The organism is Methylovulum psychrotolerans (assembly GCF_002209385.1).
GTDB classification, from domain to species: Bacteria; Pseudomonadota; Gammaproteobacteria; order Methylococcales; family Methylomonadaceae; genus Methylovulum; species Methylovulum psychrotolerans.
This window is the reverse complement of record NZ_CP022129.1, coordinates 2,852,120-2,865,672: the sequence shown is the minus strand read 5'-3', so window position 1 is coordinate 2,865,672 and position 13,553 is coordinate 2,852,120. Positions and strand designations below refer to the sequence as shown.

Here is a 13,553-nt window from a genome sequence, read left to right as displayed (position 1 = left end):
CTGGAATTGAACGGGGGCGTTAAATTCATGAATTACCTAAATTCGACTTTAAAAGAGAAAATGGTTATGCGGTCGGTTGTATTTGGTCGGTCAGCAGTACCGCCGTTTGCGAAGGGTTGAAAATGCGTTTTTTCTTTTAAGCTTTCACAAATGAGTTGTTTGATTTCATCCCGACGCGGCTCCAGACTGGCCGGGATAAGCAGCTCATCAATTGCATAAAAACAATGGATGCCTTTCGCAAATTCGCCCTGGCTTTTCCTTTCCGCACTAAACACAACAGTCTGTCCGGCAATCCCCAGCACATAAAAAGGCAATTGTTCATAATATTTGCCATTTAAAGCAAATAGATAGACCCCACGCTCACGGTCTATCGCCCACCAATAAGGTCGGGTAAATGGAGGTATCCATTGCCTAGGTTTCAGTCCGGCATAGCTGACCTCAGCGGCGAGCTTACGTTGATCGTCTTCGGATATTGCTTCGTTAACAAATACCATGACCGATAGCTTAAAAATTATTTAAATTCAACGTTAAAAGAGAGGATATTTCCTCGCGCTGTGGTATTTGGCAGAGCTACCGTGCCGCCGTCTGCATAAGGCCTAAAATAGGCATCTTCTTCCAAGCTTTCACAAATTAGCTGCTTTATTTGAGCGTGGCGCAGCTCTAAAGCCGGGGGGATGAACAACTGATGTATGTTATAGGTAAGATGCAAACCTATTTCATCGTCACCCGAACCTTTTTGGCCCATACCAAACACAACGGTTTGGCCGTCCACCCCTAAAACACAAAAAGTTAACTGCGGCCCTTCGCCGTAGCCGTCTAATTGAAACAAATAAACGCCCCGCTCACGGTCTACCGTCCACCAAGAAGGTACACGGGAAAATTTAGGTATCATTCCCGCCTTAAGCCCAAACTCGGTAAAACTGACTTCCGCGCGGAGCTTGCGCTTATTGTCTTCTGAGATCGCTTCGTTAACAAATGCCATGGTTGATAGCCTTTCGAAATCCAACGTTTTGCTTCATTAAAACCAGAAAATCGGCTTTTTATTTGTTGCTTGCAGCTGAAGCGAATACACTCAGTCATCTATGGTACTGTGTAACGACGGTATCCGTATAAACTAGCTTGCAAGCTACTGGCCGCTACGGAACCCAGTCTTTTTCAAGATTTTCGTGCTGTACAGCACTTCCCTGCCGCGACACCACTCGCCCAGCACAGCGGCGATGTGTTGGATTTGCGCGTCCACATCTTGCTGGTGCTTGCCATGTACCATTGCAAACAAGTTGTAAGGCCAGTCGGGTAAATGTCGGGGGCGGTGGTAGCAGTGGCTGACGAAAGGCAGTTGCCCGACTTGTTGGCCCAGCCTGTCTATTTGCTCATCCGGCACATCCCACACCGTCATGCCATTAAAACGGTAGCCCAGTTTATAATGGTTCGGCACTGCGCCAATGCGGCGGATGATGCCGCCCGCTTGCATGGCGCTCAAACGCTGCATGACTTCTTCTTTACTTAAGCCTAGTTGTTCGGCAAGGGTTTGGTACGGCTCCAAAGTCAACGGCAAGCCGGCTTGGGTGGCGTGCATTAGGCGGCGGTCGGTTGCATCCATGTCAGGCTTCCAATTTCAGATTAACGAAATACTCTTTCAGCTTGGGCATGTTATAAACCTGCAAGCCTGTTTGTCCGGCAATGGCGGCGAGGGTGTGCTGCTGTTGTTGCGGGGTTTCGGTCGCCAAGACAAACCACATATTCAGCGTGTGGCTGCGGGCGTAATTATGGGCGACTTCGGGGAAGGCGTTGATGATCGCGGTGACTTCGTCAAACCGCGCTTCCGGCACTTGCACCGCCGCCAAGGTCAACGCCCCGCCCGCTTGCTCGGCATTATATAAGGGCCCGAAGCGGGTTAGCGTACCGTCCGCCAACAGAGCTTGCAGACGCGCCAGCAATGCCTCAGCACTGATAGCCAAGCTTGCCGCCACTTGCGCGTAAGGCGCGTCACTGATAGGAAAACCGTCTTGCAGGGTGTTAATGATGGCGCGGTCGAGATCATCCATTAGCCGTTAGCCGTTACCGAAGTCGGTGGGGCTTGGTAAACCGCCCCGCGTTGTTTAAAACAGCGGCGGCTGAACAATACTTGCCGCGCAAACTCGCCCAAGCCACAGGCTTGGCTTAACTGTGCCAATTGCGCCAACACCGTGGCGCGGTTTTTACCGTGGATCATGCAGTACAGATTATAAGGCCATTCGGCATGGCGAGGGCGTTGGTAACATAAGGTGACAAAATTAAATTGGCTGATTTGCCCGCCCAATTGCTTGACCTGCGCATCGGGGACATCCCAGACCACCATCGCATTGGCGCGGTAGCCTAAGGGGCGGTGCTTGACGATCACCCCTAGGCGCTTAATCAGCCCTTGGGCTTTTAACACCGTTAAACGGTGGATAACCTCCACCTCGTCCATACTGATTTGGAGACCAAGCTGCGCATAAGGCCGGGGACACAAGGGCAATCCATCGGCAATTTGCGCCAATAATGCCAAATCCTGCGTATCAGGTTTGTACTGAGTTTGTCGAGCCACAGGCGGATTCGACAGGCTCACCGCAAGCGGATTCGATAGGCTCACCGTAGGCGGGAGGGTGCTGGACTGGCAAAACTCTAACTGAAAACCCAAATCAATAAAAAAATCATCGACCAAGGGCAAGCGCAAGGCCGCGAACCCCGTCGCCTGTTCAATTGCGGCCAGTACCGTCTGTAACTGCTTTGCACTGGAGGCGGCCGCGACAAACCATAGATTAAAGCGGTTTTCGCGCTCATAATTATGGTTAACCTCAGGAAAGGCACTGATCCTATCCGCCACCGCCTGCAATTGTCCGGGCGGTATCGCCATCGCCACCAAGGTGCTGGCACCGATATGGTTGGGTGGGATAATCGCGCCGATTCGGCTAACCAATTGCTGCCGGTCCAATTCGGCAAACGCCGCCAACACCGCCGCCTCGTCCACGCCCAAATGCCCGGCAAGGGCGCGGTAAGGGCTGGGTGTTAAAGGGAAATCGCGTTGGAAATCGTTTAATAAGCGCTTATGTAACTCCGTCAGCGTTATTTGCATGGCTTAAAAACCGATCTTATGCGCCCTAGCGCTAAAAAATATCCCGTTAGGGTGACGGGCAGGCAAGCGCGTGACTTCCCGCAAGGTCGCGGTATCGTAGACCACCACTTGGTTATCATCGCGCAATGCCACCCAAACTTGCTCACCGCGTGGGGTAAATTCCATGTGCAGCACCGCCTTGCCGGGGCTTAAGGTGGTGCTGACCGTCAAGTCTTTGGTATCAATGATTTGTAACTGGTTGTTATCGGGCATGGCAAAATTGACCCAGACCTGCCGGGCATCAGGCCGCGCCATGACAAACACGGGTTGCCCGGCCACCGGAATGGCTTTCAGCAAAGTCCAAGTGCGCTTGTCCACCACCAACACCTCATGCTTGCCGACCGCCGGGGCGAACAACAAATCCCCCGCCATCGCCCAGCCTTCTAAGTGCGGCATTTTATAGACCGGCAGCTTAGGGTCGTCTTTACCGTAAGTCGGCAAAATGCGCTTCACGCCAGCGGCGGTATCCCATAAATCCAATAAGGCCAGACCGCTTTCGCCAAACAATCCGGCGATATAAAACCGCCCTTCCGGCGACATCAAGGCATCGTAGGGTTCTTTGCCGATGTTTTTGAATTTTTCGACCACGGGCTTTTGGGGATTTTTCATGTCCAGCGTCCAAATCTCGCCCGCATCGAATAGGCTAAAGACAAACTTCTGCCCCGGCGCATCGACCAAGCCGACCACTTTCGAACGTTTGCCCGGCGCGTACTCAGCGGGAATGTCAGCCACCAAGGCCAAGGTATCGGCGGCGAACACCTTCACCCCGCCCGGCTCGTAATTGGACACCGCAATCAGCTTACCGTCTTGGGAAATCGCCCCGCCGATACTGTTACCCGCTTGGATAATGCGCTTATCGAGCTTATCCTGTAGCAAGTCAATCTTGCTTAAGCCGCCATCACGGCCAAACACATACGCATAACGCTGGCCGCGCGAGAACACCACCGAGGCATGGGATAAATCCCCCAAGCCGTCGATTTTCGCCAACTGCTTAGGCTCGGAGGTGTTGATGATAAGGGCGGCGCTGTCTTCGCGTTCGATAACCAGGCCTAAATCCCCCGTGGCACGGGGATCGGCTTGGGCGCTGAGGGCGAAGAGGGTTAGGGCTAGGGTGGGGAGGAGTTTGTTCATGGGTTTGGTTTTTTTGTTTTAATTATTCAAACGTTCAAGGCAACTTTTGCACATCTGCAAAAATTTCGGCCATTTCCGTGGCGTTGTAGTCAAAAATCGGTTCCTGTGCTTAGCATGGAAGCTTCCTTATCGAAAAAGTTAACGTATTCTTAAGAGTTGACAGTCTCACCTTCAAAGCCTGCTTTTAATATGGCGACATTTAATATCGTTGAGCAACGGAGGAATATTTCCCCAGTGAAATTAGCATAAGGCCCTTGCCCAAGATGCTCAAATGTACCTTGAGGTTTACCTGTTTCAGATTCATCATCCGCATCGTTATACCAGTAGCAGTCGAGCAACTGAATAAATTCAATACCATGCCCTGCGGTCAATCGCTCTACATCTTTCGATGAAGCTTTGCCTCTAAAAGTGCGGACTCGATAATTCGTAATTCCTGCTTCAATTTCGACCCAAATCGTATCGGTTTTAAACATAAGCCATATCCCCTAAATTCTTATAATTTGTCTATTCTAGTGCCTCCGCATTTAGCGAATCTGCTTAGCTCTTCATTCTTAAACCAGCTATAAAACTGCTCGACAACGTCGATAAATTCGCTTTTAGGTAAATGCGCACTGTGAAAAATATCCACATTATCCGTGAATAACAAGGCAACCTCTTCGCCAACCAGTACAATAAACGACTTTGTCCTCTCAAATGATTCGCCACCAAGAGTTAAAAAATGAAATTTACAATACCGTTCTGCATCTTGCTGTATTTCATCATTGGTTCTGTCGTCATCTAAATACAGGACTTGATTAAGAAAATCGAACGCTTCACGGTCACTCAGTTGCAATAAAGCCGGATCATTCAGGGTTGATAATCGCTCCAGCAATCTTGATAAATTCGCTGCTGTTGGATTTAGCATACAATCAGGCTCGGTAATATCTCCTAACCTGTTACCCGCAACCCAAAGACACATGCGCCCAAAAACGTGCCGGGTATTTAAGGGTTCGTGATAGCACTCGATGGCGAAAGAAAGAGGATTGCCGATCAGCATAATTAACCTAAATGTGTTCAGGATTTGGCAAAGACAAAGTGCCTTTCCGTACTGGCGGCGGCGGTGTATAGCGTTTATCCAAATCCGCATCCATCTTAACCGTCAGGCTTTCAACCGCCTTAAGCGTCAGTTTTTTATCGCCGCCTTTGGTCTCGGAAATATAATTGCCCAGCAACTGCCCGTCTTTAACGCGGATTAAATGCCCCATTAAATAAGCGAATAAAAAGCTGGGCTTATGTAACCGCCCCACCAAGACATAATCCGCCCCTAGCGTTTTACCTAAAGCCGCCGCCACTTCGTCATGGTCGAACAAATAGCCAAAACCACTGTTAGCCTGTTGTTGCGCGGCTAACGGCACGGCAATAACCGCATACCCCGCGCTTTTTAACTCCCCCTCCAGCAACGGCTTAATGCTTGCCGTGCGGGCGACTTCTTCCGCTATCCCCGGCTTCATGGTCATATCGTTTAGCTCAAAATCTAAAACGGCGATACGGGTTTCGGCGTGGGCGATGGATAGGGCGAGTAAGAGTAAAAAATAGAGGGGTTTCATTATGCTTCACTTAATAGAGATGTTATCTTGCGTGGATTCAACCTGCCCGATAGCTTCATCAAGCCAATCAGCAAATGCCTCAGTATCTTTTGCTTGTAACCGCCAATGTGCTTTTGCTACCGTCAATACCTCAAGCACCTGCGGGGAAGCCAACGTCACTAAACCATTGAGCGCTTGCCTACGGATAGCAGGGGCTGGGTCGTAAAGCCGTTCGGCAAGAAACGGGATAGCGGATGCCTGCCGATATTGCCAAATAACTTCAACCAAAAATTCACGGATAGCGTTATCTTGTTCCTGTTGGAATTGTAAAACCAGTTCGGGTAACGCCTCACAGCCTATATCAAGTAACCCGAAAAAAGCCATTTCACTATCGCCTTGGCGAAAACACTGCAAATACTCGCCAATCAGTTCCGTTATTGTCATCCTAGGTACGGGCGGAGCAATGATGCCATGATAGCCATCACTACCATAAATATAATAAATATTATTTAATAATCAATTGCTTGTCATTAATAAAAACAACGAAGCCCGCAGGTTTCGGGTAGGTCGGGCACGCTTTTCTGCCCGACATTTACCACTATCGCCTGCTTAAAAACACCCGCTTTACGGCTTATGGCTTAGTAAAAGGGGCGGTAAACTGAGCGGTTTCTGTCGGGCAGAAAAGCGTGCCCGACCTACGCAACTATTTATTTTTACGCAAAACCCCCACCAACCACTCCGCCTCATCCCTACTCATAAACGGCTGCCAAGGCGGCATAGCCGTCCCCTTGCGTCCCTCCAAAATCGTCGTCACCAACAAGTCATCCGGCTTGCCCGCCAAGCGCTCAGGCAATAAGGTCGGCCCCATGCCGCCTTGTAGGGTCAGGCCATGACACGCGCCGCAGTCGTTTTTCAGCAAGTTCCGCAGTTCGGTTTGCCGGGCGGGCGTGGGGTCTGCTGTGCCGATGCAAGGCAACAGCAAGCCCACCGCCAAGCCAGCGGACAATGCCGCTGGCTTGGCGGTCAACATCACCCTGTACCAATAAGGTTTCAAGGTTTCAGCTTCGCGTAATACGCAACGACATTGGCAATATCCTCGTCGGTTAACGAGCCTGCAATGGCGTTCATGATGTCGGATTTGCGGGTTTTGTCGCGGTATTGTTTCAGTGCCGTTTGCAGGTACTCGGCATCGCGTCCGGCCAAGGTCGGAAAAGGCGCGTCGGCGGAGGGTGTCCTAATGCCGTGGCATTGTGAACAGACCGCCGCCGCCCGGCTTTGTCCGGCGTAGAGGTTGGTGGCATGGGTGGCGTGTGCCGCCAACAGTAAGCCGCCTGTCAGTAGCCAGCGTTTCATTATTTGGCTCCTTGCAGGCCGCCATCGCGGGCCGCCAGATCATCAGGCGACAGGCCACGGGTCATGTATCTGACGCGGCCATGCGAGAAAATCCCCGCCGGGCTTTCCATGCCGATAGAGGCGACTTTGGCTAAGGTGACCGCGTCATACACGACCACTTCATCACCGCTGTAACCTGCGCTGACGTAGAGGAATTTGCCGTCGGCGCTGTATTCGGGGAAGTAAGCGTGACCGCCGACATCCAATGTCTTAACGACTTCCAGAGTTTTCTTATCAATCAATTGGATGGTGCGGGCGCGGCGGTCTTTGGAAATAATATCTACGGCGACATAAGGCGCGTTGGCATGGGCGGCGGGGGATTCGGTGCCACCTGCAACGGGGATTTGTTTGACCACTTCCATTTTGTCCAGATCCCAAACGCTGACCACGGTTTTGTCGCAATCGCCAAAGTTGGTGCCAAAGCCTAAGGTACGGCCATCAACCACTACGGCAGAACCGCCACCGACATGCGGCACACAACCGGCTTCGAGTTTTTTGATGATTTTCCGCTCTTTCAAATCAATCGCCGCGACAATGCTGTCATCGTAAGAAGCGATCATCAGCTTGCTGCCGCCGTGGGTCAGGAAGGCATCATGCAAATGGCGGCCCACATCGGTGATGCGGGTGACGGGGAAGCCTTCTGTCAGGTCAACTACCCAGACTTGTCCGGCGTTTTCCAAGGCAATAGCAAAAATGTCGGCAAACGGTGTGCCGATAATCATGCCGGAGTCGGAGCTGACTTGTTTGCCGTCGGGGTCTATACCTTCCAACTCAAAGGTTTTTAACGGCTCTAAAGTGTCGGCGTTTAAGATCACGGCGTTATGCGGCACAAACGAGCCGGCCATGATGTATTTGCCGTCGCGTGATACGCCTAAACCGGGGCCGTTAAAGCCCGTCTTGATACTGCGCACGGCTTGCATGGAGTATAAATCGACTTTGAAGATTTCGGCGGTGTCGGTTTTGATGTAAGCCCAACGGGGGTTGGCTGGGTTGTAGTCGATAATGTGCGCCGCCGTACCCGTCGGTACTTCGCCGATTTGTTGGTGGGTTTTGCTGTTGATGAAGACGGCTTTGGCCCCTTCGCCGCGCCCGTACTTGCCCCGCGCCGCCACGCCGATCACATCGTCTATCGAGTCAATGGCATAAGTGGGCTTGGCAGGTAAGGTGCTTTCGTCTTTGACATAAACTTTTAACGACGCTTTCATATCGTCGATAGTCCAGGCCGGATTAGGCAGCTTGGGAGTGGTTTGCAGGTGCTTGATGACCCCACGGATCTGGTCGTCATTCAGCTTGCCGTAGAACGGCGGCATCAAGGTGTCGAAACTGCCCGCCATGACGATAGTGCGCAACGCGGTGGGGCTACGGCCTTTCAGGGTCTCAGCATTGAGTGCCGGGGCGAGAAAGCCGCCGTGGTCGGAGCCGTGGCAACTGGCGCAATTGTTTTCATACAGCGTGTGGGCAGCGGCGGCATCCAGTTCGGCGGACGCGCCTAAGGGTAGCAACAACGCGGTTAATCCGGCCAGTGCGGCTAAATAAGGGCTTGTAGTCAATTTTTTCATCATCAAGAGCTCCTGTTGGTATCGAGTCAATACTATATAATTTTTGCCCAAAGCTCAAGTATTATGATGCGATGGTGGCTTTTTAAGGGAAAATCGTTGGGTGGGTTTAAGATAAAACCCCAGCGGGTGCGAGATAGTAGCAATGACTGCTAAGAAGATGCAAATTATTCGCGGGGCGTAGAGACTAAAGCCTTTATGCGGCATGGGTTTATGGGTTTTCGTTGCACGGCTATATACTTTTTAATAAAATTAAAATAACTTAATTATCAATAGACTAGGTTTTTATACACGGTGGGCAATAGACAGCCTACCCGAACGCACGCTCGCCAACAGCCGCCGTAGTGGCATAATCCGCCCTTTTTGTTTCCCGGTGTTCAGCGGACAAGGCCAACAGCATAAATTCCTGCCCTCTAATTAAACTAGGTTAAATAACATATATCATTAAATAATAATATATTAAATATAAGGCGTTACCGAATATCCTCTGCCTTTGTCCGGCCAAAAACCCTGCGCCAGACCCATAAATTGCGGCATATCCCTTATTCCTTACAAAAAATAGGGCATTTGACCTATTCCACTGTTTTAACAATCACCAATCTATTAATTTAATTCATATTTTTATACTGGCATAGTTCATGCTTTTGGTACTTTTGTACTGTTTTCTCTGACGGGCTTAGACTGGCTTAACAGGTCTTCTGGGCGACAACGCTAACGGTACACGCTTATCCATTGGCTTTATCAAAACCTTGCCCACACCTCCCCCTCAACATGGTGATTAGGCTTGGCCGATAGGCTGACACTAACTATAAACAGGAACACTTCGATGCCATTCATTGTTAAACCGTTAACCCGCACCCTCTTATTCACCTCTGCCCTGCTCGCTACCTCGGCAAGCTATGCGGCAACCCAACCCGGCAGTGTCACCGCCTTTACCGATACTCTGACCTACGACGTTTTCACCGTCTCCAGTAAAGGCTGGCGTGATCCTGCTTTCGGCGATATGGGCTGGACGCATAAATCGGACTGGGGCAGCTTCACCGCGAAAAAAGGCCAAACCGTTACCATTACCCTGATCTCGGAAACCGCAGGCATCCATCCGGGCATTTCCATCTGGTTCCGTGGCAAAGACGATACTGCCCCAAACAGCTATGTGGTCGACCATTTTTATCCGCAACAAGCCAACTTTACCAAATTCGGCGCGACCGACGAATCAACCGGTGCCAGCATTGGCGATATTGTCATGCGCATCCAAAAGTTTGGTTATGACTTAGACGGCAATACCCAACACGTCAAAGGCATTAACGGCAAAAAAGACGGCGTACCCGGCCAGTTGCAAATGACCTTTACGGCTAGCCACACTGGCAGCTATATGTTTGTGGTCGGTGGCTTTAACCCTGACGCGACTGTCGACCCCACCATCAAATCGTTTAACATCGACACCACCGTTACCGTTACAACCCCCTAACGGTATTCAGGGATAGGCATGAAATAACCCCGCCAATGCTGGTAGGGGGCGGGCATCTTGGCCACTCTTGCGGGCAAGATGCCCACGCTCTACCAGTATCTGACGAATTTACTTCATGCCCGTCCCTAACCCGTCCATCCTTAAATAAGCCGCTAACCGCAAAAAACCAGCAACAGGTCATTTTATGAACACAAGCCAACGCGCCGATAGTTTACCGGCCCCTTATTTTTTGCCCGGTCTGGCCTTGCTGCTCGGCCTCTTGCTCAGTCATAAGGTGAGCGCCCATGGTGATACGCCGCCGTCCTTGCAAGGTGTCGCCATGCCCACAACTCCCGGTTTGCTGGATGGCGACAGCCCCATCGTGACCGATAAAACCATCGCCATCCAATTAGGCAAAGCCCTGTTCTGGGATACCCAAGTCGGCAGCGACGGCATGGCCTGCGGTTCTTGCCATTTCCACGCCGGGGTGGACGGACGCTATAAAAACCAACTGGCACCCGGCAAGCTGCATAGCAATGCCGCCAGCGGCTTAACCTTCGAAAACACCGCCTCAGGCGCATCCGGTGGCCCCAATTACACCCTTAAACGTAGCGATTTCCCGCTGTACCAACTGGCCGACCCAAAAGACCGTAAGTCCGCCGTGTTATTTAACACCGATGATGTCGTGTCCTCGGCAGGAACATTTAGCGCCAATTTTGCCAACTTAGGGCCAGTGAAAAGCCCTAAGGATAACTGCACCCCGACCACCGACACTATTTTCCATGCGCAGGCCGGCAACACCCGCCAAGTCCAGAACCGCCAAGCCCCCAGTGTGATTAATTCGGGCTTTAATTTCCGTAACTTCTGGGATGGTCGGGCCAATAATATTTTCAACGGCGTTTCGCCCTTCGGCTTACGCGACCCTGATGCGCGGATTTGGGTCCAACAGGCCGACGGCACGGTCAGCCCACAGGCCATCCAACTGGAAAACGCCGCCTTAGCCTCGCAAGCGGTGGCTCCTGCCGTCAACAGCTCAGAAATGTCCTGCCAACAACGGGCGTTCCCTGAGATTGGCCGCAAACTGCTGCCCCGCCAGCCCCTCGCCACTCAAGCCGTCCATGCCGAAGACAGCGTTTTGGCTGGCTTGCGCAACAGCTCCGGCAAAGGCTTAAACACCACTTATGCCGCCCTGATCAAGTCCGCCTTTGCCCCGCGCTATTGGGCAGGTACGGGCGAAGTTGGCCAACCCGCCTACTCGCAACTGGAAGCTAACTTCTCCTTCTTTTTTGGCTTGGCCTTACAACTGTACCAACAAACCTTGGTCTCCGACCAAACGCCTTTCGATAGCCTGCGCATCCCCGGCAGCTACCCGCAAATGCCGGAAGCCCTCAATGCCAAACAAAAACGCGGCTTGGTCATTTTCCTGAACGCCCATTGCGCTATCTGCCACGCCGGCCCGACCTTATCTACCGCCGCCCATCCTAAGGTCGTCACCCCCGCCAATAACTTCGCCTCGTTGCGCCTGGTCAACCGCAAAACCATCAACGGCTCGGTAACGGGTAACGGCGTGGTCAACGGTATGCTGGATGAAGGCTATTTCAATACCAGCGTCGCCCCTACCGAAACCGACATCGGGCTAGGCGGTAAAGACCCGTACGGCAACCCGTTGTCGTTTAGTCGGCAATATCTGCAAAAACTCCGCGACGGCACACCGCTGGTAGACCCGATCATCGTCAATTCCTGCGATATGGACAACACCTTTGCCGAAGATTATCTCAAAAGCGAACTGCTGGACGACCCTTACATCACAGGCAGCTGCTACACCCGTTCCGTCTATGCCAAAATACCGACCCCGCTGGTGTTGGAAGCGGAACTGCAAAAACGCCGCCAAGGCCGCGCTATGGTGGCGGTAAACGGGGCGTTTAAAGTGCCGTCGTTGCGCAATATCGAACTGACCGGCCCTTATATGCACAACGGCAGTTTGCTGACCTTGGAACAAGTGGTGGACTTTTACTTCCGGGGCGGCAATTTCAACAACCCCCACCACTTTGCCACCTTGGTCTTCCCACAAGGCATTTTTGACTCGGAAAAAGCCGATTTGGTGGCGTTTTTAAAATCCCTGACCGACGAACGTGTCCGCTGGGAACGCGCCCCCTTCGACCATCCCCAACTCACCGTACCGCACGGCCAGCAAACCACCGCCGACCCCCACCACCCCGAACAGGCGGCGGACTTGCACCTGGTTATCCCGGCGGTCGGTAAAAATGGCCGGGATGCAGCATTAGGGCCATTAAAGCCGCTGGCGAATTATCTTAAGCCTTGAGGCTTAAGCTCAGCGGCTAAACTCATCTGCCTTTCGCCACGGAGCCTGTGCAGCCTCCGTGGCGAAAGGTTTGATTAGCCCCCCAAGCTATTGCCGAAAAACCTTCCTCTAGCAGATGCGCGACTGCCCAAAACTTGCTAACATCGCAAGTACCATCAACCGCTTTCGCCATGCCACTCCATGAAAAACTCTGCCCGCCTCTTATTGCTGATCGCTTCAGCCAGTGCCGCCAGCGCGGCAACCAGTTCCGGCCTTATGGTCGCGCCCGATGCCAAAGTTTATGGAAAATCCCTAGGCGAATATGCCAATAATTGGTGGCAATGGGCCAATTCTATGCCGCAAGAAGACAGTCCCGTGGTAGACCGCACGGGTAGCCAGTGTCATATCAACCAAGTGGGGCGGGTCTGGTTTCTGGCGGGCGGCTATGGCTCTTCCAAGATTACCCGCACCTGTACAATACCCAGTGACCACTATATCTTCTTTCCGGTCATAAACATGCTCTACTATCCGCCCCAAGGCCAACCGCTCCCGACGTGCGGCGAAGTGCAAAAAAACGCCGCCATGAATAACGATTATTTACGCGCCTTCACCGTCACCGTAGATAAGGAAAAAAGCCTTAACCCCGCTTTCCATCGGTACAGCTCACCCGACTGCTTCGATTTATTGGCGTTCGCACCCAACAGCGCCATGGCCGCGAAAATGTACCCATCCGCCACCGACGGCTACTGGGTAATGCTAAAGCCCTTGCCTCTAGGCACACATAAAATAAAGTTTCGGGCCGAATACCATAACCCCGGGACGAGTTACGGTAAGATGGTGCAGGATATTGAATATCAAGTGACTATTGTTAAGGCCGCGCCAAAAGTTGATACGGCGGGCAGTATTTAGCGGGGAGCCGGAATTAGTCTGGTAAATCGCCACGCCAAGATGGCGGATAAAAGGCGGTTTTGCAACGCGCAGGGCAAGCCATTGGGCATCTGCCTTAAAAATACCCGTGTTACCGCCG

Annotated in this window: 16 protein-coding genes; 3 read left to right on the top strand and 13 right to left on the bottom strand. The window is 52.1% G+C overall.

Features of this window, described 5'->3' with window-relative positions; all coding sequences use genetic code 11:
- Nucleotides 1–32 precede the first annotated feature (32 nt).
- The 13 genes from CEK71_RS13030 to CEK71_RS12970 form a co-directional block, all read right to left on the bottom strand.
- A complete protein-coding gene (locus CEK71_RS13030) occupies nucleotides 33–494 on the bottom strand; it encodes a hypothetical protein (RefSeq protein ID WP_088619790.1) in 462 nt (153 codons plus the stop codon).
- A gap of 17 nt (nucleotides 495–511) precedes the next feature.
- Nucleotides 512–1,006, bottom strand: a complete 495-nt coding sequence (locus CEK71_RS13025; protein WP_157679217.1) for a hypothetical protein — start codon at nucleotides 1,004–1,006, stop codon at nucleotides 512–514.
- A gap of 120 nt (nucleotides 1,007–1,126) precedes the next feature.
- Nucleotides 1,127–1,600 carry a siroheme decarboxylase subunit beta gene (gene ahbB / locus CEK71_RS13020; RefSeq protein WP_088619788.1) on the bottom strand — a complete coding sequence of 158 codons (474 nt, stop codon included), beginning with the start codon at nucleotides 1,598–1,600 and terminating at the stop codon, nucleotides 1,127–1,129.
- Between the two features lies 1 nt (nucleotide 1,601).
- Entirely contained in the window at nucleotides 1,602–2,045 is a 444-nt protein-coding gene (locus CEK71_RS13015; protein WP_088619787.1) for an AsnC family transcriptional regulator, read from the bottom strand.
- A complete protein-coding gene (gene ahbB / locus CEK71_RS23630) occupies nucleotides 2,045–3,094 on the bottom strand; it encodes a siroheme decarboxylase subunit beta (protein ID WP_232463641.1) in 1,050 nt (349 codons plus the stop codon). The genes CEK71_RS13015 and ahbB (CEK71_RS23630) overlap by 1 nt, the downstream gene beginning before the upstream one ends.
- Nucleotides 3,095–3,097: 3 nt before the next feature.
- Complete coding sequence (locus CEK71_RS13005) at nucleotides 3,098–4,264, bottom strand: cytochrome D1 domain-containing protein (protein WP_088619786.1); 1,167 nt, start codon at nucleotides 4,262–4,264, stop codon at nucleotides 3,098–3,100.
- A 149-nt stretch (nucleotides 4,265–4,413) separates the two neighbouring features.
- A complete protein-coding gene (locus CEK71_RS13000; protein ID WP_088619785.1) occupies nucleotides 4,414–4,737 on the bottom strand; it encodes a hypothetical protein in 324 nt (107 codons plus the stop codon).
- Nucleotides 4,738–4,757: 20 nt separating this feature from the next.
- On the bottom strand, nucleotides 4,758–5,300 hold the full coding sequence (locus CEK71_RS12995; RefSeq protein WP_157679214.1) for an Imm42 family immunity protein: 543 nt from the start codon (nucleotides 5,298–5,300) through the stop codon (nucleotides 4,758–4,760).
- A 7-nt stretch (nucleotides 5,301–5,307) separates the two neighbouring features.
- On the bottom strand, nucleotides 5,308–5,850 hold the full coding sequence (locus tag CEK71_RS12990) for a DUF2380 domain-containing protein (protein WP_088619783.1): 543 nt from the start codon (nucleotides 5,848–5,850) through the stop codon (nucleotides 5,308–5,310).
- Nucleotides 5,851–5,856: 6 nt separating this feature from the next.
- Nucleotides 5,857–6,273 carry a HEAT repeat domain-containing protein gene (locus tag CEK71_RS12985; protein ID WP_088619782.1) on the bottom strand — a complete coding sequence of 139 codons (417 nt, stop codon included), beginning with the start codon at nucleotides 6,271–6,273 and terminating at the stop codon, nucleotides 5,857–5,859.
- Between the two features lie 259 nt (nucleotides 6,274–6,532).
- Nucleotides 6,533–6,883, bottom strand: coding sequence for a c-type cytochrome (locus CEK71_RS12980; protein WP_232463640.1), 351 nt, complete (start codon nucleotides 6,881–6,883; stop codon nucleotides 6,533–6,535).
- Nucleotides 6,880–7,182, bottom strand: coding sequence for a c-type cytochrome (locus CEK71_RS12975; protein ID WP_088619780.1), 303 nt, complete (start codon nucleotides 7,180–7,182; stop codon nucleotides 6,880–6,882). The genes CEK71_RS12980 and CEK71_RS12975 overlap by 4 nt, the downstream gene beginning before the upstream one ends.
- Complete coding sequence (locus CEK71_RS12970; protein WP_088621610.1) at nucleotides 7,182–8,780, bottom strand: nitrite reductase; 1,599 nt, start codon at nucleotides 8,778–8,780, stop codon at nucleotides 7,182–7,184. Before CEK71_RS12970 ends, CEK71_RS12975 begins: the two co-directional genes overlap by 1 nt.
- An 823-nt stretch (nucleotides 8,781–9,603) precedes the next feature.
- Here CEK71_RS12970 and corA point away from each other — a divergent pair.
- The 3 genes from corA (at nucleotide 9,604) to CEK71_RS12955 (ending at nucleotide 13,435) form a co-directional block, all read left to right on the top strand.
- On the top strand, nucleotides 9,604–10,245 hold the full coding sequence (corA, locus tag CEK71_RS12965) for a copper(I)-binding protein CorA (RefSeq protein WP_088619779.1): 642 nt from the start codon (nucleotides 9,604–9,606) through the stop codon (nucleotides 10,243–10,245).
- 184 nt (nucleotides 10,246–10,429) lie between these two features.
- Nucleotides 10,430–12,547 (top strand): cytochrome-c peroxidase, encoded by a 2,118-nt coding sequence (locus CEK71_RS23935; protein ID WP_088619778.1) that lies wholly within the window; start codon nucleotides 10,430–10,432, stop codon nucleotides 12,545–12,547.
- Between the two features lie 180 nt (nucleotides 12,548–12,727).
- Nucleotides 12,728–13,435: a hypothetical protein gene (locus tag CEK71_RS12955; RefSeq protein WP_088619777.1), complete on the top strand. Its 708-nt coding sequence runs from the start codon at nucleotides 12,728–12,730 to the stop codon at nucleotides 13,433–13,435.
- Nucleotides 13,436–13,553: the final 118 nt, after the last annotated feature.

Coding starts and splice junctions, on each gene's coding strand:
- CEK71_RS12955 (WP_088619777.1), top strand. CDS start 12,728: ATGAAAAACTCTGCCCGCCTCTTATTGCTGATCGCTTCAGCCAGTGCC.
- CEK71_RS12970 (WP_088621610.1), bottom strand. CDS start 8,780: ATGAAAAAATTGACTACAAGCCCTTATTTAGCCGCACTGGCCGGATTA.
- ahbB (WP_232463641.1), bottom strand. CDS start 3,094: ATGCAAATAACGCTGACGGAGTTACATAAGCGCTTATTAAACGATTTC.
- CEK71_RS13000 (WP_088619785.1), bottom strand. CDS start 4,737: ATGTTTAAAACCGATACGATTTGGGTCGAAATTGAAGCAGGAATTACG.
- CEK71_RS13005 (WP_088619786.1), bottom strand. CDS start 4,264: ATGAACAAACTCCTCCCCACCCTAGCCCTAACCCTCTTCGCCCTCAGC.
- CEK71_RS12985 (WP_088619782.1), bottom strand. CDS start 6,273: ATGACAATAACGGAACTGATTGGCGAGTATTTGCAGTGTTTTCGCCAA.
- CEK71_RS12975 (WP_088619780.1), bottom strand. CDS start 7,182: ATGAAACGCTGGCTACTGACAGGCGGCTTACTGTTGGCGGCACACGCC.
- CEK71_RS23935 (WP_088619778.1), top strand. CDS start 10,430: ATGAACACAAGCCAACGCGCCGATAGTTTACCGGCCCCTTATTTTTTG.
- corA (WP_088619779.1), top strand. CDS start 9,604: ATGCCATTCATTGTTAAACCGTTAACCCGCACCCTCTTATTCACCTCT.
- CEK71_RS13015 (WP_088619787.1), bottom strand. CDS start 2,045: ATGGATGATCTCGACCGCGCCATCATTAACACCCTGCAAGACGGTTTT.
- ahbB (WP_088619788.1), bottom strand. CDS start 1,600: ATGGATGCAACCGACCGCCGCCTAATGCACGCCACCCAAGCCGGCTTG.
- CEK71_RS12995 (WP_157679214.1), bottom strand. CDS start 5,300: ATGCTGATCGGCAATCCTCTTTCTTTCGCCATCGAGTGCTATCACGAA.
- CEK71_RS13030 (WP_088619790.1), bottom strand. CDS start 494: ATGGTATTTGTTAACGAAGCAATATCCGAAGACGATCAACGTAAGCTC.
- CEK71_RS12990 (WP_088619783.1), bottom strand. CDS start 5,850: ATGAAACCCCTCTATTTTTTACTCTTACTCGCCCTATCCATCGCCCAC.